This window comes from Pseudoalteromonas sp. 31A1, from assembly GCF_011378815.1.
GTDB classification, from domain to species: Bacteria; Pseudomonadota; Gammaproteobacteria; order Enterobacterales; family Alteromonadaceae; genus Pseudoalteromonas; species Pseudoalteromonas arctica.
In genome coordinates, this window is sequence record NZ_WTKY01000019.1 from 1 (window position 1) to 23992 (window position 23992).

28 protein-coding genes and 1 pseudogene are annotated in these 23992 nt (G+C 39.3%); 19 read left to right on the top strand and 10 right to left on the bottom strand.

All coding sequences use genetic code 11. The annotated features are described in order from the left end of the window. Positions 1 to 173 precede the first annotated feature (173 nt). Positions 174 to 509 (bottom strand): annotated as a pseudogene (locus tag GQR52_RS15795) (sugar O-acetyltransferase); the annotation flags it as partial. 145 nt (positions 510 to 654) lie between these two features. Between GQR52_RS15795 and GQR52_RS15800 the strand changes: the two are divergent. Further along, the gene (locus GQR52_RS15800) at positions 655 to 1248 is read left to right on the top strand and encodes a hypothetical protein (protein ID WP_165729058.1); all 594 of its coding nucleotides are present in this window, start codon (positions 655 to 657) and stop codon (positions 1246 to 1248) included. 2 nt (positions 1249 to 1250) lie between these two features. On the opposite strand, the gene GQR52_RS15805 is transcribed toward GQR52_RS15800, so the two are convergent. Then, positions 1251 to 1631, bottom strand: a complete 381-nt coding sequence (locus tag GQR52_RS15805; RefSeq protein ID WP_024591701.1) for a hypothetical protein — start codon at positions 1629 to 1631, stop codon at positions 1251 to 1253. A gap of 99 nt (positions 1632 to 1730) precedes the next feature. On the opposite strand from GQR52_RS15805, the gene GQR52_RS15810 reads away from it, so the two are divergent. Then, complete coding sequence (locus GQR52_RS15810) at positions 1731 to 2171, top strand: TerB family tellurite resistance protein (protein ID WP_007584919.1); 441 nt, start codon at positions 1731 to 1733, stop codon at positions 2169 to 2171. 21 nt (positions 2172 to 2192) lie between these two features. Here the strand turns inward: GQR52_RS15810 and GQR52_RS15815 are convergent, their stop codons facing one another. Further along, positions 2193 to 2759, bottom strand: coding sequence for an NAD(P)H-dependent oxidoreductase (locus tag GQR52_RS15815; RefSeq protein ID WP_165729059.1), 567 nt, complete (start codon positions 2757 to 2759; stop codon positions 2193 to 2195). Positions 2760 to 2878: 119 nt separating this feature from the next. Here GQR52_RS15815 and GQR52_RS15820 point away from each other — a divergent pair, with 119 nt between their 5' ends. Next, on the top strand, positions 2879 to 3778 hold the full coding sequence (locus GQR52_RS15820) for a LysR family transcriptional regulator (protein ID WP_007584924.1): 900 nt from the start codon (positions 2879 to 2881) through the stop codon (positions 3776 to 3778). Between the two features lie 32 nt (positions 3779 to 3810). On the opposite strand, the gene norR is transcribed toward GQR52_RS15820, so the two are convergent. Continuing rightward, positions 3811 to 5367, bottom strand: a complete 1557-nt coding sequence (gene norR, locus GQR52_RS15825; protein ID WP_165729060.1) for a nitric oxide reductase transcriptional regulator NorR — start codon at positions 5365 to 5367, stop codon at positions 3811 to 3813. Between the two features lie 160 nt (positions 5368 to 5527). Here norR and GQR52_RS15830 point away from each other — a divergent pair, with 160 nt between their 5' ends. The 3 genes from GQR52_RS15830 to hmpA are packed head-to-tail and all read left to right on the top strand — an operon-like array spanning position 5528 to position 8231. Further along, positions 5528 to 5797 (top strand): hypothetical protein, encoded by a 270-nt coding sequence (locus GQR52_RS15830; RefSeq protein ID WP_165729061.1) that lies wholly within the window; start codon positions 5528 to 5530, stop codon positions 5795 to 5797. Then, positions 5797 to 7029, top strand: coding sequence for an NnrS family protein (locus GQR52_RS15835; RefSeq protein ID WP_165729062.1), 1233 nt, complete (start codon positions 5797 to 5799; stop codon positions 7027 to 7029). The genes GQR52_RS15830 and GQR52_RS15835 overlap by 1 nt, the downstream gene beginning before the upstream one ends. Positions 7030 to 7049: 20 nt before the next feature. Next, a complete protein-coding gene (gene hmpA / locus GQR52_RS15840) occupies positions 7050 to 8231 on the top strand; it encodes an NO-inducible flavohemoprotein (RefSeq protein ID WP_165729063.1) in 1182 nt (393 codons plus the stop codon). 80 nt (positions 8232 to 8311) lie between these two features. On the opposite strand, the gene GQR52_RS15845 is transcribed toward hmpA, so the two are convergent. From GQR52_RS15845 to GQR52_RS15855, 3 genes are all read right to left on the bottom strand, one after another. After that, on the bottom strand, positions 8312 to 8683 hold the full coding sequence (locus tag GQR52_RS15845; protein WP_002959634.1) for a hypothetical protein: 372 nt from the start codon (positions 8681 to 8683) through the stop codon (positions 8312 to 8314). Beyond that, entirely contained in the window at positions 8683 to 10287 is a 1605-nt protein-coding gene (locus GQR52_RS15850) for a S41 family peptidase (protein WP_165729064.1), read from the bottom strand. Before GQR52_RS15850 ends, GQR52_RS15845 begins: the two co-directional genes overlap by 1 nt. 99 nt (positions 10288 to 10386) lie before the next feature. Then, on the bottom strand, positions 10387 to 11040 hold the full coding sequence (locus GQR52_RS15855) for an endonuclease (protein ID WP_029751433.1): 654 nt from the start codon (positions 11038 to 11040) through the stop codon (positions 10387 to 10389). 231 nt (positions 11041 to 11271) lie between these two features. On the opposite strand from GQR52_RS15855, the gene GQR52_RS15860 reads away from it, so the two are divergent. Further along, positions 11272 to 12240: a DnaJ C-terminal domain-containing protein gene (locus GQR52_RS15860; protein ID WP_165729065.1), complete on the top strand. Its 969-nt coding sequence runs from the start codon at positions 11272 to 11274 to the stop codon at positions 12238 to 12240. Beyond that, a complete protein-coding gene (locus tag GQR52_RS15865; RefSeq protein WP_007584937.1) occupies positions 12240 to 12560 on the top strand; it encodes a chaperone modulator CbpM in 321 nt (106 codons plus the stop codon). The genes GQR52_RS15860 and GQR52_RS15865 overlap by 1 nt, the downstream gene beginning before the upstream one ends. Positions 12561 to 12635: 75 nt before the next feature. On the opposite strand, the gene GQR52_RS15870 is transcribed toward GQR52_RS15865, so the two are convergent. Next, the gene (locus GQR52_RS15870) at positions 12636 to 13361 is read right to left on the bottom strand and encodes a hypothetical protein (protein WP_165729066.1); all 726 of its coding nucleotides are present in this window, start codon (positions 13359 to 13361) and stop codon (positions 12636 to 12638) included. A 313-nt stretch (positions 13362 to 13674) separates the two neighbouring features. On the opposite strand from GQR52_RS15870, the gene GQR52_RS15875 reads away from it, so the two are divergent. Further along, a complete protein-coding gene (locus GQR52_RS15875) occupies positions 13675 to 14055 on the top strand; it encodes a hypothetical protein (RefSeq protein ID WP_008138697.1) in 381 nt (126 codons plus the stop codon). On the opposite strand, the gene GQR52_RS15880 is transcribed toward GQR52_RS15875, so the two are convergent. Beyond that, on the bottom strand, positions 14056 to 14496 hold the full coding sequence (locus GQR52_RS15880; RefSeq protein ID WP_007584940.1) for a PaaI family thioesterase: 441 nt from the start codon (positions 14494 to 14496) through the stop codon (positions 14056 to 14058). It abuts the gene before it with no gap. Positions 14497 to 14663: 167 nt separating this feature from the next. Between GQR52_RS15880 and lexA the strand changes: the two genes are divergently transcribed. The 5 genes from lexA to GQR52_RS15905 all read left to right on the top strand — a co-directional run bounded on the left by lexA (position 14664) and on the right by GQR52_RS15905 (position 19940). Continuing rightward, entirely contained in the window at positions 14664 to 15281 is a 618-nt protein-coding gene (lexA, locus tag GQR52_RS15885; protein ID WP_007584941.1) for a transcriptional repressor LexA, read from the top strand. A 483-nt stretch (positions 15282 to 15764) separates the two neighbouring features. Next, a complete protein-coding gene (gene coxB, locus GQR52_RS15890; RefSeq protein WP_024594300.1) occupies positions 15765 to 16907 on the top strand; it encodes a cytochrome c oxidase subunit II in 1143 nt (380 codons plus the stop codon). Further along, a complete protein-coding gene (ctaD, locus tag GQR52_RS15895) occupies positions 16907 to 18499 on the top strand; it encodes a cytochrome c oxidase subunit I (protein WP_165729067.1) in 1593 nt (530 codons plus the stop codon). The genes coxB and ctaD overlap by 1 nt, the downstream gene beginning before the upstream one ends. Continuing rightward, positions 18499 to 19029 carry a cytochrome c oxidase assembly protein gene (locus tag GQR52_RS15900; protein ID WP_002959612.1) on the top strand — a complete coding sequence of 177 codons (531 nt, stop codon included), beginning with the start codon at positions 18499 to 18501 and terminating at the stop codon, positions 19027 to 19029. Before ctaD ends, GQR52_RS15900 begins: the two co-directional genes overlap by 1 nt. Before the next feature lie 35 nt (positions 19030 to 19064). After that, positions 19065 to 19940, top strand: a complete 876-nt coding sequence (locus GQR52_RS15905) for a cytochrome c oxidase subunit 3 (RefSeq protein WP_024594298.1) — start codon at positions 19065 to 19067, stop codon at positions 19938 to 19940. On the opposite strand, the gene GQR52_RS20705 is transcribed toward GQR52_RS15905, so the two are convergent. Then, the gene (locus tag GQR52_RS20705; protein WP_076916441.1) at positions 19843 to 20151 is read right to left on the bottom strand and encodes a DUF2909 family protein; all 309 of its coding nucleotides are present in this window, start codon (positions 20149 to 20151) and stop codon (positions 19843 to 19845) included. The two genes, GQR52_RS15905 and GQR52_RS20705, sit on opposite strands and share 98 nt — an antisense overlap. A gap of 14 nt (positions 20152 to 20165) precedes the next feature. Between GQR52_RS20705 and GQR52_RS15915 the strand changes: the two genes are divergently transcribed. From GQR52_RS15915 to GQR52_RS15935, 5 genes are read left to right on the top strand one after another with little or no spacing between them, the layout of a single operon-like run. Continuing rightward, positions 20166 to 20906: an SURF1 family protein gene (locus GQR52_RS15915; protein ID WP_165729068.1), complete on the top strand. Its 741-nt coding sequence runs from the start codon at positions 20166 to 20168 to the stop codon at positions 20904 to 20906. After that, positions 20896 to 21390, top strand: coding sequence for a hypothetical protein (locus tag GQR52_RS15920; protein WP_007584950.1), 495 nt, complete (start codon positions 20896 to 20898; stop codon positions 21388 to 21390). The genes GQR52_RS15915 and GQR52_RS15920 overlap by 11 nt, the downstream gene beginning before the upstream one ends. Before the next feature lie 28 nt (positions 21391 to 21418). Continuing rightward, positions 21419 to 22408, top strand: a complete 990-nt coding sequence (locus tag GQR52_RS15925; RefSeq protein WP_165729069.1) for a COX15/CtaA family protein — start codon at positions 21419 to 21421, stop codon at positions 22406 to 22408. Between the two features lie 12 nt (positions 22409 to 22420). Then, positions 22421 to 23350 (top strand): heme o synthase, encoded by a 930-nt coding sequence (gene cyoE, locus GQR52_RS15930; RefSeq protein ID WP_165729099.1) that lies wholly within the window; start codon positions 22421 to 22423, stop codon positions 23348 to 23350. Then, complete coding sequence (locus tag GQR52_RS15935) at positions 23347 to 23964, top strand: SCO family protein (RefSeq protein ID WP_165729070.1); 618 nt, start codon at positions 23347 to 23349, stop codon at positions 23962 to 23964. Before cyoE ends, GQR52_RS15935 begins: the two co-directional genes overlap by 4 nt. Positions 23965 to 23992 lie beyond the last annotated feature (28 nt).

A 23992-nucleotide genomic window follows, 5' to 3' on the forward strand; every position in this document is an offset into this window, starting at 1 on the left:
TGTGAAAGTAGGACATTACCAGGCTTCAAATTGTAGAAAGCCCGAATCTAGCGATTCGGGCTTTTTTACGTCTGCAGAAAAGTGAAATGCGTGCAATTAATGCACACTACATCAACACCTAGCACGTAGGGCGAGCGTAGCGACTCCCAACGTTAAAATCACATCGAGAATAACTACAGTGTTCTTATTTCACGATCTGGATTATCCGCTACTGCGGTATTAGGCATTACATTTTTAGTAACGACAGCACCCGCACCCACAATACTGTTTTCACCAATACTCACACCCTCTAAAATAATTACACCTGTGCCAACCCATGCGTTATTGGCTAACGCGATAGGCGCTGCAAAGTTTTCTTACTAAGCCTTTTTGCTGGATTAGTAGCATGTGACACAGCTAAAAGCTGAACGTTCGGGCCAATTAAGCAGGCATCACAAATGGTGATTAAATAATTGGCCAGTGGCTAGTTGAGGTGTGTAATTAATATTTATAAAAGTAGGATTGTTAATGAAGGCTGAGATATTTAGTCGTTAATCGCTATTTAGTAGTTTTACCTAGTTGTCTTGTTCTAAATTTTATATAGATACTTCTAATAAAGTACTTAAGAAAACTGTACTATTACAGGTGTTTTAAAATAACTATAACGAGAAACATATGAAATTATTAACTGCAGCAACCTTAATAGTTGCTTCATCGACAGCTTTTGCACGCCCTGCACCGTTAGTGTCTATTCCTACTCATAATGCCTTTTTTAATAGTATTGCAGCGCATTGCGGTAAAGCTTTTGAAGGTGAAGTAGCGGTAGATAACGCGAAAGGGCCAAGCTCATTTACAGATAAAAAGCTGGTTATGCATGTACGTAAATGTAGCGAGACTGAGTTACAAGTGCCGTTTCATGTAGGAGACGATGCATCACGTACGTGGATCATAACTAAAACGGGTAGTGGCTTGAGTTTAAAGCACGATCATCGTCATAAAGACGGAACAGACGACACATCAACTATGTATGGTGGCCATACGCTTGATGCAGGGTTCGCGCAAATGCAGTCGTTTCCAGCAGACCAATACTCTAAAGAGTTATTCGTGAAAGAAGGCATTGCACAGTCTGTAGGTAATACATGGCAAATGTATATTTACCCAGAAGTATTTACTTATCGATTAATTCGCCAAGGACGTGAGTTTAAGGTGGATTTTGATTTAACTAAACCGATTACTCCACCATCAGCACCTTGGGGTTATAAAGACTAAGGCTACTTACCCTTGTTTGTATCTTCTTTAGTTTCGCATTGTAGTAAAACACTTAAATCTGGTTGGTAAGCACGTGGTTTTGTTGGAAAGCGCTCGTACTCTTGCACGCCTTCAAGTATTTTCAACATAAAGGTATTGCCGCGGCATAGACGGTCCGCATGGCGTAATAAAAATACACTTTGATTGGTAAAGTGTTTGTAATCGTCTGACTGGATTTCTATTTTATAGTTGTCTTCGCCAATTTTTGTTTGGTAGTAATGCACTTTGTTGTCAAAGTCGTAGAGCTTCTCTGTTTCGGCTTTTTCAGCAAGTGCAGTATTTGCACTTGAAAGGGCCACCAGTGTAGCGCCTATAAATAAGCGTGGTGCGTTTATTCCTTTCATAAAATGTATCCTTTAATTTGCGAACTTTATACCCATTAATAAGAGTAATAAGGTCGATTTCTTTACGTATTAGTCTAACACCCAAAAAGGGAAAGTGTGATGTTCAAACAAATAAAACAACTTTTTGCTGTATTCGATGAACAGCAGCCAAGTATGCAAGAGCACGATTTAAAAACAGCTGTTGCTGCATTATTAATTGAAGTTATGCGTGCAGATACCAAGCTTGAACATGATGAACAACGAACCCTGACTGTAACCTTAAAAAAGTATTTTAATTTAACAGATATTGAGGTTAATGAGCTTACTAATAACGCGGCAAGCAGCTTAGATGATTCGATAGATTACTTTCAGTTTTCAAAACAGATTAATGAGCATTGCAGCGCGGCGCAGCGAATTGAAATAATAGAGTTATTATGGCGCTTAGCGTATGCCGATGGAGAAATAGATCCCCAAGAAGACTACGTAATACGTAAAGTAGCAGGGCTTTTATATGTAACGCATACCGATTTTATCGCCGCAAAACTCGCGGCGACAAAGTAATTAGTTATTTAGGCGTGCAAGTTACCTTAACTTACTTGCAACGCTTACTAACTGATGAGCAAGCGCCGATACTCGCTCTGTAGTAACAGGTTCATTAATTTGCCCATTTTCATCAAACAATGTCTGTACAGCGGGTACTGCAAGTTGATCGGCAAGCACTAACGATCCAATACCACTTAATATATCACGTACATGATTTAAACCGCGTAACCCACCAAGTCCACCTGGTGATGCTGAAAACAGCGCCACTACTTTATTGCGAAAAGCAGGAACAGCACCTTGTTCCGTGCGCGATGCCCAATCAATCGCATTTTTAAGTGCTGCAGTTATAGATCCGTTGTACTCTGGGCTTGCTAGTAAAATACCGTCAGCTGCACGTAGTTTGTCTTTTAAAAGCTGTACATCGCTTGGGGTACCTTGCGCTTCAATATCTTCGTTAAATAGTGGGATGTTTAATTCGTTTAGTTTTATTACTTCTACTTCAGCACCTGTTTGTAGAGCAAAACGTGCTGCCTCATTAATAATTTTTTGATTAAAGCTTTCTTGTCGAAGACTTCCTGCTAGGGCGATAATTTTTGGTGCTGACATGCTAGTGACCTTTTAGTGTTTAAACTTACAACGCTAATGTAGCAAAATTTTACTTGTAGAAAACCCCAATAAACGCAACACTTGTGTGCGTAAATGCACATAAGTATAAGGTAAGCAGAATGGCGATAAAATTTGAAGATTGGCAAGACGTTAAAGTAGCGTTTGAAGTAGCACGATTAGGCACGTTAACGGCAGCAGCAGAAGAGCTTAATGTGCACCACAGCACAGTACTTAGGCGAATTAATAATCTTGAAAAAAACTTAAATGCACGCCTTTTTCATCGCCATGCTCGTGGTTACAAGGTTACTGAAATTGGCACCAAGTTATTTGAAACAGCACAAACTATCCATAGCTCCTTAGAGCAGTTACATAACGATATAGCAGCAGCCGATAGCACCCTTAGAGGGAGTTTATTGCTAACGACGGTAAGTGGCTTTATGGATGTACTTGGTGATGTATGTGAGCAATTTCAGGCATTACATCCGCAAGTGCAGTTAGAAGTTATTTTAGAACAAAAAAGGTTAAGGCTCGATCACGGACAAGCACATATTGCAGTTCGTGCAGGCCCAAGGCCTGATGAAGGCGATTATATTGCTCAGCATTTAGCGCAGTTATCATCGGGTTTATACGCTAATAAACGTTACATTAATAAGTACGGGATGCCTAAATTATTAAGTGATTTACAACAACATAATTTTGTATCGGGTGTGGCGGGTTTTAATGCCCGCGTGCCTTATTTTGCATGGGCTGATGAACATATTCCTGCATCGCAAATTAAGCTGCGAGTATCTGAAACCGCAGAAGCGACTCGTGCAATAATTAAAGGGCTAGGCATTGGCGGATTACAGCATGACGTAGCGGCGCAATATTCTGATTTAGTACCTATATTACACAGTGAGTTAAGCTGGCCTACCGATGTATGGTTAGTCACGCATCACCTAGTACATCGCACTGCTAAAGTACAAGCTTTTGCAGGGTTGTTAAAAACACACTTTAGTAAGTTAGCTGCTAATCAATAGTTTTAGCAGCATTTTAGCTGTGTTTTAAATGATTATAGTGTTTTTTTTACTTCTATGCCTAGGCGTTTAGCCAAGCGTACTAAGTTAGCTCTATCTAATTCAAGTACTCTTGCTGCTGCTGACCAGTTGTAGTTATGCTTCTTTAATTGCTCGGTAATTACGTTGTATTGCAATGATTCTACAGCTTGCTTTAAAGGTTGGTTGATTAAGGTGTTGGTTGTACTTTGGCTTGCTACTAGAGAGTTTTGTGGCGCACTTGGGGTTAAATCACAGTGCTCGCTTGTAATGGTTATTATTGGATTTTGCCATTGGCTTTGTTTTGCTTTTAGGGCGCTGCGACTAATAACATGTTCAAGCTCGCGAACGTTACCTGGCCAGTTGTACTGATTAAGCAGTACTTGCGCTTCAGGGCTTAGTTTTAATTGTTTTATCCCTAATTTACGGGCTGTTTGCTCAATAAAATAACCAGCTAAGAGTGTTATGTCGTGCTCGCGTTTACTAAGTGGTGGCACAGTAATAGGGTAGACACTGAGGCGATGGTATAAATCGGCTCTAAAGCGACCTTGAGCTACTTCTTCTTTTAAATTTCTGTTGGTTGCGGCAACTACGCGTACATCTACGTACTTTGGCGTGTCTTCTCCTACCGTTTGTATTTCGCCACTTTGTAGCACTCGTAATAGTTTACTTTGCATGGTCAGGGGCAGTTCGCCTATTTCATCTAAAAATAACGTGCCGCCATCAGCTAATTGAAATTTACCTTGGCGCGAATTTTGTGCGCCTGTAAAAGCCCCTTTCGCATGACCAAAAAATTCACTTTCAGCAAGGTTCTCAGGAAGCGATGCACAATTTAAGTGAATAAGCGGTTGATCTTTTCGAGCTGAATTTAAGTGAATATTACGCGCTACAAGCTCTTTCCCTACTCCTGTTTCACCTAATATAAGCACGCTAAAGTTAGATGCTGCAACGAGTTTAATTTCGTTTTTAAGTGTTTGCATTAGCGGACTTTGACCAATAATTTCACCGCCATCTCGTGTTAACGCTTCACGATTTAGTTCTTGCACTAATGCACTTGAGTGCTGTGCATGCTGTTTGTAATGGGCAAGCTCTAAAGCTGTTTTAAAGTGCGCACTACACAGTGTTTGTAAAGTATTGAGTGTATCAGCGCTTATGCTGTTAAATGCATTGGCGTTAAGGCTATCAAACGTAAGTACGCCAAGTAGCGCGTTTTTATCATAAAGAGGTAAACCTAAACATGCATGTACCGGTATGTCGCCGGTTTTAGCTAATAGCAATCCGTCGTATGGATCGGGTAGTGGGCAGTCGTGCGCAAATTGTAGCGCGAGTGTGCTTTTGCAAATAGCTTCTAGACGAGGGTGTTCTACTATCTTAAATCGCCTGCCAAGACTGTCGGACATTAATCCTTTAATTGCCAGTGGTTTTAATTGCTCACCCTGAAGCACTAATAACGCACTTGCATCACTAGGAATCACCCGCTCAACCGTTGCTAGTAATTGATCAAAGCTATGCTCGTGTAGTGTACTTTGAGCAAGCTCTAGAGCAACTTGGGTAAGGTTGAATTGCTGGTTCATGTCAAAATGACCTGTTTGTGTTCTTATGAGTTAATTTATAGTAGGTCATAAAGACTCATACTGTAAAGTGGTTTAATTTAACTTATTGAATTTAATTAATTAAATTTGTTGGCACAGTATGTGTAATAGCTAAGTAACGTAGTTAGTTACAGAGATCGCTATGAACACACTAATGCTGAATAATTTAAATAATCAAACACAGTTTAGTTCACTATACGAAACAGTATTATTTGCTGCCAATACTGCATTGGCTGTGAGTTTAGTGTGTATTACGGCAAGTACTTTAATTAGCTACCCGTTTGCTGAGTACTTTTCCATGGCGGTGCAAGTATCAGCTCATATTGGCACTATTGTTATTGCTGCTATTTTAAAAGTAAGTTACGTACTGCGCTGTGTTGCACAACATGGTTTAGGGCAGGAGGTACGATAATGCGCCCTATAAACTTAACTGAGCCAATGCCAGCACGCGTTGCTATTCATCAAGTATCTCAATGGCCATTATGGATGCTCGCTTTTAGACCTTTCTTTTTAGGCGGTGGCTTATTGGCATTTTTGTCGGTGGGGTATTGGCTACTTATTTTAACAGGCCATGCAAGTTGGCACTTATCGATACCTGCGACATTATGGCACGCGCACGAAATGCTGTTTGGCTTTGCAGGAGTTGTAGCTGTTGGCTTTTTACTTACCGCTGCACAAACATGGACAGGCGTGCCGAGCATAAGTGGCAAAGCCCTTATGTGGCTTACGTTTATATGGCTTGCAGCGCGCTTAGCTTTTTTTGTGATATTGCCTGATATTACTCATTTTAATTTATATGCTGCACTTACATTACAAGTTATTTGGTGGTTAGGCGCCATAGCCGCGTTGGCTAATATGTTATTAAAAGCCAATAGCAAAAGTAACTATCCGTTTTTAGCTATTTTGGCTGTGCTTTGTGGGCTCAATGTATTGTATTTAATACTCATTTTACAGAAAAACATGCAGCTTGCACTTGGTGTGGTTGATACCGCAGTACTGGTCATTACTTTACTAGTTGGCATTGTTGCGGGTCGCGTTTTACCATTTTTTACCGCTAAAGGTCTAGGTTTAACCGCACAAGTTCGCACTCCTAAAATAGATAAAGCGGTGATGTATTTATCTATTTTGGCTATCACTTTATTTTTCATCAACAAGTTGTTTTTGAACACGATTAATCCTGCGTTAGTTGTTGCAACTGTTGCTGCGCTTCACCTGGTCAGGGCAGGTTTTTGGTGGGATAGCAAGGTATTGAGAGTGCCGTTGTTATGGTCTTTACATTTTTCCTACTTAGCGTTAGGCGTAGGGTTAATGATGGTTGCATTTAGCTTTTATAGCAGTGCAATACAATTTAAAGATGCGCTGCACTTAATCACTATTGGCACAATAGGTATGATGATTTTAGCAATGATGACGCGTGTATCACATGGTCATACAGGGCGGACACTCGCTATTCCTCATTACATGGCTGTTGCTTTTGCGTTTTTGCTTGTGGCCGCTATTACTCGTTCATTACTCCCTTTTATTATTGGGCCTCACCTTGCTTGGCAAATAAGTGCTTTGCTGTGGTTAGTGGCTTTTTCATTATTTTTAATTCACTGCACACCTATATTAACGCGGCGTCGTGTTGATGGGCGTCGTGGTTAGTTCATCCATAGGAAACACATATGTTATCTGATAAAACCATTGAGATTGTAAAAAGCACAGTTCCGTTATTAGCGCAGGCGGGTACGGTTGTTACCGATCATTTTTATAAGCGTTTATTTAGCCATAATCCTGAGCTTAAAAATATTTTTAATATGGCGAATCAAGATACAGGTCGTCAGCAATTTGCACTTTTTAATGCATTGGCTGCGTATGCACAAAATATTGATAATTTAGCCGTATTAAAAGAAGCGCTAACACGTATTAATCATAAGCATACAAGCTTGAATATTTTACCTGAGCATTATCCTATTGTAGGTGCGCATTTAATTGGTACTTTAAAAGAGCTTATTCCTGAGCAATTTACTCCCGATGTTGAATACGCTTGGCGCGAAGCTTACGGCGTACTTGCTGATATTTGTATAACCGAAGAAGCTGCTTTGTATGAGCACAGTAAAAATAAACACGGTGGTTGGGCGGGAACTCGCCAATTTGAAATAACCAACAAACAGGCTGAATCAGAACTAGTAACGAGCTTTACACTTACGCCAGTTGATGGCGAAGCTGTTATTACACATAAACCAGGGCAGTATTTAGGTATTAAAGTTAAGCCAGAGGGCGCTGAATATGAAGAAATTCGCCAGTATTCTATTTCGCAAAAAAGTAACGCTAAAAACTACCGTATTAGTGTTAAAAAAGAGCTACAGCCAAAGCCTGGCATGGTGTCTAATTATTTACACTCATTAGAGCAAGGCACTATTGTTGAGTTATACCCGCCGGCAGGAGACTTCTTTTTACGCAATAACACAAACCCAGCGGTACTCATTTCAGCAGGTGTTGGGCAAACGCCAATGCTGGCTATGCTTGAAACGTTATTAAGTGACAACTCTAATCAAGAGATTATGTATTTACATGCCTGCGAAAATACTCAGCAGCATTCGTTTTCAAAATATTTAAATGAGTTAAATGCAGTTTATAACCGTTTACAAACAATGACGTGGTTTAACCAAGCGACAGAGGGCGCTGACTTTACTGGGTTAATGAACCTAAACGCAGTACAAGCACAGCTACCATTGAGTAATGGTGACTTTTACTTATGTGGTCCTGCCGGTTTTATGGCATTTATAAAAAACCAGTTACTTGAATTAGGTGTTAAAAACGAGCAGATTCATTATGAAGTGTTTGGTCCGCATCAAGACTTGTAATAACGCTTTAAAATAGAAAAAGGCGCGCAGCGATATGCTGCGCGCCTTTTTTATTAATTTATAAACATTAATAAAGTGCCTTATAACTCTTTACAGGTAACACCTTCAAGTACTGTAGTAAGCTCTTTTTTAGGATAGTAAAGCTCGCATTGGTTATTACGTAGTTGCAAAATAAACTTCTCAGATTTTATATTATGCGCGCCCATAATTACTCTGCCATCAGACCCTTTACTCATTGCATGATCAATTAGCAGTTCGCTACGTTTAGTAAATACCGAATCGGCAAGTGTTACTAATGTGCCTCCCTTAGCTTGTTGAATTGCCTGTTGTAGTGTTGTAATAACGCTGGGATTAACGCTCGTTAATATAGCGGGTTTAGCAGGCTCACTATCTACACTTTGGCATCCGCCTAAAGCGAGCAAGGTGGCTAATGGGAGTAATAATTTAGCCATTACCTTTCCTCACCCAGCGTTGGCCAAGTTAAGTCCATATTACGCTGGGTAAATTGTACCGGCATATTTAAAGGAATGAGAGATTCACGAGAGCTTGAAAAATTAGCTGGTTCTGCTTTTGCAGCAGCCGTTCTAACTGGACAACTGCCATTTTCAACATGAAATAATGCGGTGGCTAAAACGGCCTCGTCACTGTCACCTAACTGATGATCAAAGTCGTCCTCAATTTCACAACCTTGAACATCAGCATCAAATTGTGGAGTAGGGGTTGGTGTAAAACCCGCAGCGTATTCGCCAAATCCTTTGCTATTTACGCCACTAAACTGAATAGTGTAATAGGTTGTTGCGCAGTTATGAGTTGGGGTAAAGCCATAGGGCTTACCGCAGGTTGTGTCGCCAATTAAAATAACTTCTGCGTCTATACCTTTTAAACCATTAATAAAAGCTTCTGATGCCGAACAGGTGCCTGATGTGCTTAATACATAAACCTTTGATAGGTTTAAATCAGGTAGGTTTTCACCTGTGCTAAAAAAAGTAGAGTAATCTATTTCTTCATCAATAAATGGAAAAGGCGAATCAACAGGTTGTTTATCGTTTTGTTGAGTTTGATAATAAAAGCGGTTGTTAACGTTGGCATTACCGGCAACCATATAAGCTAATTGTGCCGACAGTGCTAATAAACCACCACCGTTATATCTAAAGTCGATTACAAGCTCATCAATACCATCGGTTTTAAACTTATTTACCGCATCAATAAGTCCTTCTTGGGCAATGCTTATATGGCTATTAAATTGCATGTAACCCACGCTTGAACCATTTGCGGTTGTAATCGTTTTAACATTTTGAACAGGTGTTTGTTCAATATTACCAGCGGTTACATTAAATGTTTTTTCGGCGCCATCGTTACTGCGTACAACAATAGTATGTGAGTCGCCGTTAGTAGGACTAAATAAACCTTCGTTAAGCGTATCTACACCCGACTCTGTATTGGTATTAATGCTAACACCGTCAACTGAAAGTACAGTATCACCACGTTGAAAGCCTATTTGGCTTGCAGGTGAATCATCTTCAAGATAAGCGACGCGTAAAATACGGTCGGCTGTATCGCCAATAAACGCCCAATTTATACCGTAACCAGAAGTAACGCCCGATTGCGCTTCTTGAAAGTAATCTTCAGTAGGTTCTGAAAAATGAAAGTTATCTTTTTTTGCCCCTGAGTCGGTAAGCTGCTCTGTTTTTAATTGAGCGAAGTAATCGGCTACTGTTGTAAAGCTTTCAGGGTCGTTATCGGCAATCTCATCATACCAAAGGTAGGTTTCGTCGCTCCAAGAGCGAAGCCAGAGCTTTTCATAAAGGGCAGAACCCGTTTGATCTGGGTAGGGGTTGTTGTTATTAAAGGGATCGTTACCCGTACGAGGGGTTTCGCAAAAGTTTTTTAAATCGTTAGAGGGCTCAAATACCGCCGCTGTCCATGTTGGGCTGCTACTAACAGGTGTTGTAACTACAGGAGCAGAGTCGATACCGCCTCCGCCGCCACAACCCGTTAAAGCAAAGCCCGAAAGTGCTGCAAAAATGGCAAGCGAGGTTTTATTATTTTTAAACATAGTTAAGGACTTTCTGTAAATAAGTTGTTTAAAATATTACAACACTCGCTCGTTTATTCAACATTTATAACTTTGATTTATGTAAATGAGTGTTAAAGCTTAGAGCTTGCTCGCACTACTTGTATCTGCAAATGCTTGCTTTTTCCACGCATTAAATAACTTTTGCTGTTTATCAGAGATTTTTAAACCGTATGTTTTCTGCATGTAAGCGTAAGTGTCGGCTATACGTTTACGTGCATAGACAGGCGGTTCAACTACACGTTGCTTAAAGTTTACTTTTACTTCGCAGCGACCATACTGTGTGGCGTTTTCGCTAAGCATGCCAAAACGATAATTAGAGCGATCGGCATTAATTTCGCCAATAGCTGGCGCTAAGTTATTTATATCAGCTTCCATTTTTCTAAATTTAGCACTTACTTTACGGCAGTTTTTACGTCCGCCATCTTGCCAACATTGTAGCTGATGACCAAATTCCCACGCCGGAACAATATGTTCCCATTCAATACGTAGTGCTCGTACATTTACTTTGCCTGAGCGGGTAAGTGTATTTCGAGGAATGTAACCACAGTTAGAAGGATCAGGAATGAGTTTTTTGCCTTCTTTTTTAATATCACAACCGCAGTAAATACTTTTGGCGTTGTCAGGGAGGGTTTTAATTAAATGTCTTTTAGCCGTTGAAAAACGGGTAAATTGTTCGGCAGATACCGAAAAACACACACAACAAGCCAGTAAGGCCAGAATAAATCGAGTCATATCCATCACAAATGTGAACTACAGGAACAGGCAGTTTAAAGCCTTGAAGATAAAAGATAAAGTTAACTTAAGGCCTGCACTTATATTACTAAAAAGTGTCCGATTAATTTTTTATTCAAAGTTATTTTCACTATTCATTTATTTCTTACTATTTATCGTATTTTAACCACACAAGATTATACGTTAAGGAGTATGCTTAAAGCTTACTCAATATGGGGATTTGGATTGCAAATGAAATTTGTTGATTATTATGCAGTGCTTGGAATATCGCCTGATGCAGACGATAAAGCGGTTAAAGTAGCTTATAAAAAGTTAGCCAGAAAATATCACCCAGATGTAAGCAAAGAGCTTCAAGCAGAAGATAAGTTTAAAGAAATAGCAGAAGCTTACGAAGTCATTCATAACAAAGAAGAACGCACTAAATACGACGAGTTACGTCGTCATCAACAAAATCGTGCTCGTCAACAGCAAGGTAATTATGGTGGTAACAATGCTTCATCGCAAAGTAATTATCAGCAAAGCGATCCTCAAACCGATCAAGAGTTTTCTGATTTTGTTAATTCAATGTTTGGCGGCGCCGGTGGATTCAATCGTTCCGGGCAGGGCAGAAGTAACGCCGCTCGCGCGCAAAAAGGACAAGATGTGGAAATAGAGTTCCCGATTTTTCTTGAAGAGACTTTAGTTGATACCGTTAAGCCTGTTGAGTTTATGTTACCGCAGCGAGATAGTAGTGGTCGTGTCTCTGAAATTAAAAAATCACTTAAAGTGAAAATTCCCGCAGGTTCAGTAAATGGCGAACGAATTCGACTAAAAGGGCAAGGCGGATTAGGGTCAGCGAACGGGCAAAATGGCGATTTGTACTTACAAATTAGTTTAGTGCCCCACCCATTATTTGATGTTGAAGGTCATAACCTAAATATAGTCGTCCCTCTTGCACCATGGGAAGCGGCTCTTGGTACAAAAATAAATTTACCTACGTTGGCAGGCAAAATCCAATTAACTATTCCATCTAATAGTCAGTCTGGTCAACGCTTGCGTATTAAAGGTAAGGGATTAATGAGTAAAAAAGCCAAAGGTGATTTATTTGCTGTGCTTAAAATTGTTAATCCAACATCTGTTGATGATACCAGTAAAAAACTTTGGGAAGAATTAGCCGAAAAAGCTCACTTTGATCCCCGTAATAACTGGAGCAAGCCATAATGCAAATTATCGTGACACAAAAAGATGATTTACTTACTAGCAAAGAGCTATGTTTGAGTAGTGATATTAGCGAAGCAATTTTATATGAGCTAGTTGAGCACAATATTGCGGTTCCAATTGAGGGGAAGCATGTTACGCAGTGGCAATTTACGGTATCTGCAGTGACCTTAGTTAAAAAAGCGGCCCGTATTCAACATGACTTTTCGTTAGATTGGTCGGCAATAGCTTTAGTTTTACAATTGCTGGATGAGCGTGATGAGTTGATTTTCGAAAACGAAATGTTAAAGCGACATTTGAGTCGATTTAAACACTTGGAATAAAATCTGCCCTTGGGTACTTCCTAGGGCTTATTTACTCTTTGGTGAGAGTGCGCTAGTTCTTAAAAACCAATATGACTACTTTGATTTATTCTTACTTTTAATTCGGATAAATCGTTTTAGTCGTATGTTTTGCATAAGTAGTAATATTCCACTTAGGCAAAAAAGTACGCTGGTTGCTGCAAAACTAATAAGCAGCGGATTATTAAAGTCCTCTCGCTCATCGTAATCCATAATATGTAACATCCAAAAAAAGTCGAAAATTCGCCATAGTGTGCTGCAAACGGTGATAACTCTGCCGTTATTTTCTGACAAATACAGTGTTGTGTTAAATGTGTCGTCAAATTGTACCTGCCAAACATTGGTTTTATATCCAACTTCTCGCATACCTTGCTTTAGCAGTACAGCGCTTGTCACTTGAGCATCAATAAGTAAGTGTGCTTTAGCATTTGCGGTAATTTGTATTTTAGTTGGCGGCTCAAAAGGCCGGCCTGTTATACCGTTAAAGCTTTGCTGTTCATCTTTATTTATTACTGTAATTATAGGTGTGGTTAAAAAGTTCTCAAAAATTATTTGTGTTGGATTAACCACCTGAGATGCAATATCGTTAAGGGAGGCAACATAATCAGCCTGCGTAAATGGGTTATTAAGAGTACGTGTTGCAAGATGCTCCCCATGAACTTTATCAAGAGGAATAGCGCTCATGACTAAACCGCCTAATAGCCAAGCTAAAATTTGTAATGTGAGCAAATAACCGAGCCATTTATGTAACTTGCGAGCATACTTAAATATTTTTTTATTCATGTTTTAGTCTTATTATTTTTAGAGGCTAGTTTATTACATTAATGGGATTAGTTACTGCGACATTTTGTCGCAGTTTAAACTATAGCTTACTGTAATCATTTAAAAATAAAAAAAATTACACTTAAATTGCTAACATGACTTATTTGTTTAATTGAGCTGAGTGTTTGATATCCAGCTAGCTTTAAACGCTAAAAAATACTTAAAAGCTGCGAAATATCTATATAAAGTGGTTAATAGAGCATAGTTGATTTGGTATAACGGTAAAACTGCGTTAAAGTTTGCAATGAAATTATTAGAGGATAAATACGAAACGATGTCGGAAATTCAATTTTTAAATGTAGATCTTGAGCTTGAATCAAAGCAAGATATTAGTTTGCTAGTGGCAGACTTGAAAAAAGTCGCGACGATTTTACATTATGACAAAGACGAATACCGTCAATTAGCGCGTATTGAAGCAACAGGTGTAGTAAACACGCCTGACAAAGCAATAAACCATATATGTGAGCTTATTGAATCGTGTTCGCGTAACGCGCTAAAGCAATGGTTAAGCTGTTCACGTAGAACGTTTGATATTGGTTTTGAATCAGGCACTTCCCCTAAGTGCTTTAATCAAGCCTTAGATGCAGATACATTACTACGTATATCTGCGATTGGTGCGGGTATGGAAATTACAATTTACCCAATCGAAAAGTAACTATCTTCGCTCTACGACTGCTGCGGTCATTTTTGATACGCAGCACAGCTCATTGCGGCTATTTGTAATTTTTATTTCCCACACTGAACTACGTTTGCCAATATGAAACGCTCTTGCCGTTGCTGTTAAAGTGCCGTTGCGAGATGCTTTTAAATGACTTGCGCTAATTTCCTGCCCCACGCAGTAAAATTTTGTAAAATCGACAACAAAGTTAGCTGCATAGCTGGCAACTGTTTCGGCAAGTACAACGTTAGCACCGCCGTGAACCATTCCCATTGGGTTATGATGCTCAGGAATTGCCGGCATAGTGGCTACTAAGTAATCATCACCAATTTCAGTGACTTCTATTCCCATGGTTTTCATTAATGTTCCTTGGCCATCAATGCCTTGTTCTAACTGCTTGCACAGCTCTAAAGTGATGGGCTGGTACCAAATACTCATAATGACTCCTTTGCTTTTTTAATCATTTATAAACCTAGCGTTAGTTATATCCCTAAAATGTACACAAGTGAAATTACTTTGGCTATTTTAAGGCTTAATTTAAATTTGCGATTTTTATTTAACTGTATATACTCACAGTTAAATGTACTGTATGGAAAACCAGTTGTATGCGACCATTAACGAACCGCCAAGCTCAAATACTCGAACTAATTAAAGTTTTTATTAAAGACACTGGTATGCCTCCTACACGTGCTGAAATAGCGCAAACATTAGGTTTTAAAAGTGCCAATGCTGCTGAAGAACATTTAAAAGCACTTGCTAAAAAAGGCGCAATTAAAATGAAACCAGGTGCAAGCCGTGGTATTCAGTTAATTGAAGAAGAAGAGCCAGAACAATTAGGTTTACCGCTTATAGGGCGTGTTGCTGCTGGTTCACCTATTTTGGCGCAAGAGCACGTTGAAAGTCACTGCAAAATCGATCCATTAATGTTTAAACCGGCTGCAGATTTTTTACTACGCGTTAACGGTATGAGCATGAAAGATATTGGTATTATGGATGGTGATTTACTTGCTGTACATCGTACTCAAACCGCTGAAAACGGGCAAGTTGTTGTTGCCCGCCTAGACGAAGACGTAACTGTAAAACGTCTTGAGAAAGCGGGTCGTAAAGTATTACTTCATGCTGAAAACGACGATTTTGAATCTATTGAAGTAGATCTTGAGAATGAGTCTTTTAATATTGAAGGCTTAGCCGTTGGCGTTATAAGAAACGCTGATTGGATGTGACTTTAAAAATAGCTTTTAAACAAGCAGTTTTATAAATGCGTACTAATTAGTACGCATTTTCTGTTTTAAATTCGCACTAAAAATAGGGCATAAATAGCTCACTGACAATTTAAGCTGTAAACTTTTTTGCACTTATATTTTCCCCCTCCGAATGCGTTAAACCCCTTTGTTTTGCTCATCTTTTGAACTTCCTGTTACCTAGTTGGTTACTGATTTTTTATTAATTACTCAATATCACCTGATTGTTTTTTATACTAAAACTTGCTTGTTGTTCATTTTTTAGCTAATTATTAATGTGCTGAGCTAATAATAACTCACAGCTTTTTAGTTTTGAGAACACACAATATACACAAACCCGTTGTTGGCGCAGCAAAACCAATCAATATTAAATGAGATTGACTAAAAAAATAAAAATAACGAATTGGCGTTTAAGCCGTATGCCTCTTCGCTTTGCATTCGCAATAGCATCAAAGGAGCCGTCACATGGGTAAACTGACCTCTACCTTGTGGCTTATATTATGTGTTTTTTCGCACCCAGTTTTGGCTAACAGCCAATACAATATGCGCAAAGGCGTAACCGATATAAGCAATAATGTATATCAGCTGCACATGACCATATTTATAATATGTTGTGTGATTGGGGTGATAGTGTTCGCAATTATGTTTTGGGCACTTATTCATCACCGTAAATCTAAAGGGGCTGTACCTGCCCAATTTCACGAAAGCACTAAAGTAGAAATACTTTGGACTGCAATCCCGTTTGTTATTTTAATTGCTATGGCAGTACCAGCCACTAAAACCCTAATTGCAATGGAAGATGCCAGCAAAGCTGATCTCACTATTAAAATTACAGGCTCGCAATGGAAATGGCATTATGAATATATGGGTGAAGATGTAGAGTTCTACTCTATTTTATCTACCCCGCAAGATGAAATAGCGAATCTTGCAGATAAAAATCCTAACTACTTACTTGAGGTTGATAAACCTCTCGTACTGCCAATAAATCAAAAAGTACGATTTTTAATGACTTCTGACGATGTTATTCACTCTTGGTGGGTACCTGATTTTGCAGTTAAAAAAGATGCGAATCCCGGCTTTATAAACGAAACATGGACGAACATAAACGAAGAAGGTACTTACCGAGGCCAATGTGCTGAGTTGTGTGGTAAAGATCATGGCTTTATGCCCGTTGTGGTGGTCGCTAAATCTGAGGCTGATTTTAAAACGTGGCTTGCAGATGCAAAGCAAGCTAAACAAAAAGCAGCATTAGCAGATGCCGCATTACTTGATAAAACCCTCCCAAAAGAAGAATTAATGACTTTAGGCGAACAAGTATATATGGCCAATTGTGCTGCATGTCATCAGCCTACTGGCATGGGGTTACCGGGTGTATTTCCTGCACTTAAAGGCAGCCCTATAGTGCTTGGCGATATAAAAGATCACATTGATGTAGTTATCCATGGGCGACCCGGTACGGCAATGCAAGCATTTGCCAAACAGTTATCTATAAAGCAATTAGCAGCGGTTATTACTTATAAACGTAATGCGTGGGGTAATGATACGGGTGATGTTATTCAACCGAGTCAAATACAGGCAGCACTTGATGCCAAAGTGGAGGCGAACTAATGAGTAGCATAGTAGAACAATCTAACGCCAATGAAGCTCATCATGCTCATCACCCAGCTAAAGGTTTTAAACGCTGGCTTTACACAACTAATCATAAAGATATAGGTAGTTTATATTTAATTTTTTCGCTGACCATGTTCTTAATTGGTGGTGGAATGGCCATGGTGATCAGAGCTGAATTATTTCAACCAGGTTTACAGTTGGTCGATCCTCACTTTTTTAATCAAATGACCACAGTGCATGGTTTAATTATGGTGTTTGGTGCGGTTATGCCGGCCTTTACAGGCCTTGCTAACTGGATGATACCACTCATGATTGGCGCGCCAGATATGGCATTGCCAAGAATGAATAACTGGAGCTTTTGGATTTTACCGTTTGCGTTTTTAATCCTATTGGCATCGTTATTTATGCCTGGTGGGGGTCCTGCATTTGGTTGGACTTTTTATGCACCACTGTCTACAACATACAGTAATGATAATACTGCATTGTTTGTATTTGCCGTACATATTATGGGGATTAGTTCAATAATGGGCGCAATCAATGTGATTGTAACCATAGTGAACTTACGTGCCCCAGGCATGACATGGATGAAGTTGCCCTTATTTGTATGGACGTGGTTAATTACTGCCTTTTTATTAATAGCGGTAATGCCAGTGCTTGCAGGAGCTGTCACTATGGTACTTACCGATAAGTATTTTGCGACCAGCTTTTTTGATGCCGCAGGCGGTGGCGACCCGGTGATGTTCCAACACATTTTTTGGTTTTTTGGTCATCCCGAAGTATACATAATGATTCTTCCTGCCTTTGGCATTATATCTACAATAGTACCTACCTTTTCTCGTAAAAAACTTTTTGGCTATGCCTCAATGGTATACGCCACATCCTCCATAGCACTATTGAGCTTTATTGTATGGGCTCATCATATGTTTACCACTGGGATGCCGGTCGCTGGCGAGTTGTTTTTTATGTACGCGACCATGCTTATATCGGTACCTACAGGAGTAAAAGTATTTAATTGGGTTGCCACAATGTGGAAAGGCTCAATAACTTTTGAAGTGCCAATGCTTTTTAGTATTGCGTTTATTGTGCTGTTTACCTTAGGTGGCTTTTCGGGTTTGATGCTGGCAATTACACCTGCTGACTTTCAGTACCACGATACTTATTTTGTAGTGGCGCATTTTCATTATGTATTAGTAACAGGGGCTGTGTTTTCGATAATGGCAGGTGCTTATTATTGGCTACCCAAATGGACAGGCAACATGTTTAATATCACGCTAGCTAAATGGCATTTTTGGCTATCGCTGGTGAGTGTGAACGTACTGTTTTTTCCTATGCATTTTGTAGGGCTTGCCGGTATGCCGCGTCGAATTCCCGATTATGCACTTCAATTTGCCGACTTTAACGCAATCATAAGTATTGGTGGATTTGCCTTTGGTTTATCGCAATTGTTGTTTGTAGCTGTGGTAATTAAATGCGCGCGTGGCGGTGATAAAGTGCCTGCAAAAGTATGGGAAGGGGCAGAAGGGCTTGAGTGGGAAGTTGACTCTCCAGCGCCATATCATACTTTTTCTACGCCGCCGGTAATTAAGTAATGACACACGCACCGCTACTCAAACGTTTGGTACTTATTTGCATAGGCATGTTTGCCTTTGCCTTTGCTTTAGTACCTTTGTATGACGTGTTTTGTGATGTAACAGGGCTTAATGGAAAACCTTCGCTTGAGCAAGCAGAGCAAAGTACACAAATAGTACAAAACCGAGAAGTCGGCGTTAGCTTTACTACTCACGCACAAAGTGGTGCACCGTTTGAAGTTAAATCAAAAGAATACAGTGTAGTGGTAAAACCCGGTGCAATGCGTGAAGTAATGTTTAGTGCTAAAAATAACAGCAACCTAGATAAAGTAATGCAGGCTGTACCATCAGTCTCGCCAGGTAAAGCGGCAAAGTATTTACACAAAATAGCCTGTTTTTGCTTTGATCAGCAACCTCTAAAAGCAGGGGAAGAACTTGAATTTAAATTACTTTTTTATGTTGATACCGCACTGCCGAGCGATATTGAAGAATTAACTTTATCTTATACCGTATTTGATATTAGTGAACAGCTGGTGGCAAGTAACAACTAGCTTTTTAAACTAGTGTGAAACTAGGAGTAAATAAAATGAATCAAGAATATGAGCATTATTACGTACCTGAGCAAAGCCCATGGCCTATTGTAGGTGCTGTTGCATTGTTTTTTATTGCAGTAGGGGCAGGCTTGACAGTTATGAGTGTAGGTAAAGAAGGTGGTAGCGGGGTTTATCTGCTTTATGCCGGTATTGCTGTACTTGTGTATATGTTGTTTAGCTGGTTTAAAAATGTAATTAATGAATCGGACCAAGGTTTGTACTCAGCACAAATGGATCGCTCTTTTAGACAAGGTATGAGCTGGTTTATTTTTTCTGAAGTTATGTTTTTTATGGCCTTTTTTGGTGCGCTTTTTTATGCACGCGTATTGTCGGTACCTTGGCTTGGAGGCGCAGGCAATAATGCAATGACTAACGAGGTTTTATGGCCAACTTTCGAAGCTGTTTGGCCGCTAGTTTCAACACCTGCTGGTGAAACTACTCAAGCTATGGGCTGGCAAGGCTTACCGCTTATAAATACCTTAATACTGCTTACTTCCTCAGTTACTTTACATTTTGCCCACGTAGCGATGGAAAACAATAAACGCACTCCACTTAAAGTTTTTTTAGGCGCTACTATTTTATTGGGCGTTTGCTTTTTAGGGCTGCAAGTTGAGGAGTACATGCATGCATATAATGACCTTAACCTAACGCTAGATGCGGGCATTTACGGTAATACGTTCTTTTTATTGACTGGTTTTCATGGCATGCATGTAACGTTAGGAACCGTACTTTTATTTGTAATATTTTTACGGATATTAAAAGGGCACTTTACTAAAGATAAGCATTTTGCTTTTCAAGCAGCTGCTTGGTATTGGCACTTTGTTGATGTGGTGTGGCTGTGTTTGTTTGTATTTGTATATGTGCTGTAGCGTTTATTGGCGAATTATTTGCTTTAATAAAACCAAGTTTAAGCGCTGCAATAACAACAACTAAAACAACGACCGAAAACAATACGCGACGACCTAAAAAGTGAGACATAGGTCGTCCCCCAGTTTTCCCTGACACCATAATAAACAATGCTCTAAATAAGTTAAAAAGTATAAATATTAACAACAGTACGATAATAATTTTAATAATCACTGAGTTGACCCTTTATGCAGTTAGTTTTATGGCACAAACAAAAGCTTAGTTCACTAATCACACTTTGTATGGTTGTGGTTGTTGTACTTGTGTGTGTGCGACTAGGATTTTGGCAGTTGGAGCGGGGTGAGCAAAAACAGCAGCAACTAACCGCTATTGCTAAGCAACATACTCGTGGTGTGATGAGTTGGTCTCAATTACATAACCTGCCTGATAGCTGGAACAAAACAGGTGTATTGGTTGAGTTAAAAGGGCGGTTTGTACAAAACCAATATTGGCTTTTAGATAATCAAGTTTATAACGGACAAGTAGGGTACGACCTACTTGCTTTACTAAAGCCAGCCAGCGAAGAAAAAGTGATTTTAGTTAATTTAGGATGGGTAAAAGCGCCTATATCTAGAGATACACTGCCAAAGGTTACTCTGCCTACAGGTGTTTTTATTCTTAAAGCGCAAATAAAAGAAAATAACCTAAGTAGCTTTACGCTTGAAGATAAAACTATAAATAACGACTTACCTACAAGAATCCAATCTATCGACTTGAATATGCTGAACACTCAAAGCCAGCAATCATTAATTAATTTTATGGCTTACAGACAAGGTACTGGTGATGAGATTGCAACACCTCATTATGAGGCAGTTGTTATGAGCCCTCAAAAGCATAATGCCTACGCTGTGCAATGGTTTTTAATTGCTATTGCATGTGCTGTTGTGGCTATTTTTGCGAGTAAAAAAAGGACACATAATGAAAAATAACCCCCTTGTGTTGTTTGTGGGCTGCTGCGCTATCCCATTAATTTTGGCATATGGCGCATTAAAGTTTGATTGGTTGCCTACTGCAATTACTAATAATGGCGAGTTTTTAAGCCAAGAAATAAAACTTAAAAATTGGCCGCAAAATAATCCCAAGCAATGGACTATCGCACTTAATTATTCAAACGAATGTAACACCCCATGCAGCGAACAACTCAATGCACTTAATAATTTATATGTGGCACTTGGTAAAAACCAAGGCAAGGTTGATATGGCTGTAATGGGAAGTCCCGACAATAAAAACCTACCATGGAAAATTATTACCGAGCAACAGAGTTTAAATCCTGCAAGTTTGTATTTGATTGATCATATGGGGTTAGTGGTACTTGAATATCCCTTTAAGGTCGAGCCACAAGAAAACCGTTTAGTACAAAAAGGGTTATTAAAAGATCTAAAAAAATTACTTAACTATTCTCGTTCTAGCTAACTAAGTTGAGCTTAAGTTGGAGTATCTTATGTATAAAAATTATAAAAACTTAGTATTAATAACAGGATTACTCGCTTTGATTGTAGTTGCTTTAGGTGCGTACACCCGCTTAAGTGATGCAGGTTTAGGGTGCCCCGATTGGCCTGGTTGTTATGGTTTTTTAACGGTACCTAAGCATGAGGCTGACATAGCCTTAGCAACTCAAAGCTACCCCGATATGATGTTCGAAACCGCAAAAGCGTGGAAAGAAATGATTCATCGCTACTTTGCAGGTGCTTTAGGCTTACTTATTTTAGGTTTATTTGTGTTGGCTTTTTTAAAACGCCAATATCCAACTACGCCAGTTAAATTGCCTTTGGCTTTACTTCTACTAGTGGTGTTTCAGGCTGCTCTTGGTATGTGGACAGTAACCATGAACCTTCAGCCGCTTATTGTAATGGGCCACTTATTAGGTGGCTTTAGTATTTTGTCACTTATAACGCTTTTATATTTACGGCTAACCGCAAAACCTATTATGGGTGGCGATAGCGGCGCAAAACGCTATTTCGGTTTAAGTTTAGTAGCGCTCAGTGTATTAATTATCCAAATTGCACTTGGTGGTTGGCTGGCTGCAAATTACGCCGCTCCACATTGTAGTGGTTTGCCATTGTGTAATTACGCACAACCGTTTTCATTGAGTAGCGTATTTCAATTACCACTTGAGCACAGTAATTATGAGTTTGGTGTGTTATCGCAGCAAGCGCGTATGTCTATTCATTTATTACATCGCATTTGGGCACTCGTTACTTGCATTGTTCTGGCGGTAATTATGTGGAAAATATACAGCCAAGCGTACTCTAAAAAAATTAAAAATTGCGTTGTGAGTGTATTACTTGTTTTGCTTTGCCAAATTAGCTTAGGGCTTATTTTAGTACATTGGCATATTCCGTTGGGAGTTGCACTGGCGCATAACTTGATGGCAGCCATACTGTTATTAAGCATGGTTAGGTTGTGTTATTACCTAAAATCACGCACATAAAGGGGAAATATGATGGCACTTATAATTGATAAAAAAATACTGATACCCGTTAATACTCAATCGCTAATTTCGCGTACTCATAGTTTGCTGCAAGACTACTTAGCAATTAGTAAATTTAAAGTGGTAGCCATGCTGGTGCTAACAGCTTGGGTTGGTTTAGCGCTGGCTCCCGATGTAGGGCGCGGTATGGTCGTACAGTTTATTAGCTTGTTAGGTATAGGGCTACTTTCTGCTGCTGCAGCGGTTATTAATCATGTGGTTGATAGCGAGATAGACTCAAAAATGGCGCGGACTCGTCATCGCCCTGTGGCTAAAGGGCGTTTAAGTAAAACACATGCGCTTAGTTTTGCAGCTGTTATTGGGGTTGCGGGTTTTATTATGCTGATGGTGTGGGCTAATACCTTAACCGCTATATTAACGTTATTTGCATTGGTAGGTTATGCATTTGTTTATACATCATTTTTAAAGCGTGCTACACCGCAAAATATTGTTATAGGTGGGTTGGCTGGCGCAATGCCTCCATTATTAGGTTGGGTGTCAGAAACAAACCAAATGGCAGCAGCCCCTTGGTTACTTGTAATGATAATATTTACCTGGACTCCGCCACACTTTTGGGCGCTGGCTATAGCACGAAAAAGTGATTACGAACGCGCTAAAATCCCTATGTTACCAGTAACCCATGGAATCGACTTTTGTAAAACGTGCGTCGTTGCTTACTCTGTTTTACTCGCTGTTGTTTGCGTATTACCTTATTTAATCGGTATGTCTGGATTAATCTATTTGATAGGTGCATGTGTATTAAATGCCGTGTTTATATATAAGGCGGTCAATTTAAAAATTGCTGGAAATGATGAGACTGCAATGGACTTATTTCGTTTTTCGATTATTCATTTAATGGTACTCTTTGTAATCTTATTTATAGATAAATGGCTCCCTTTATGAAGCAGTTATGGCTTGGATTAATTGTTATTTTAGTTTCGTTTTTATCAGCATGTTCAAATGAAAATAGTCCACCAGATGTAGATGCATTAGTTTACGAAAATGCAAAGCCACTGTCTGATTTTACGCTAAACGATCAGCGCGGTGAATTAGTGACTAAGCAACAATTTGTAGGACAGTGGAATTTAGTATTTTTAGGCTATACAAGCTGTCCAGATATTTGTCCATTAACACTTGCTAAGTTAAATGCTGTTTATAAAAACTTACAAGCAGATTATCCGCTGCAAATTTGGTTTTTATCGGTCGATCCAAAACGCGATACACCAGCTAAACGAAAGCAATATATAGATTACTTTAACCCAGACTTTTTAGCTGTATCAGGGGAACATAAACACCTTTTTCCTGTTGTTCGAGAGCTTGGTTTAATTTACGCCATTAGCGATAGTAGTGAATCAGAATATGCTGTTGATCATAGTGCCTCGGTCGCTATGGTTGATCAAAATGGAGCCGTTAGAGCTATTTTTAAACCAGAATTTAAACAAGGTAGTGTGCCATTAATTAATGCGACGACTTTAACCGAAGAGTTTAAAAAAATAGCTGATTACTATAAAAACTAGTTTTTTACTTTTTACCAATTTTAAAGGA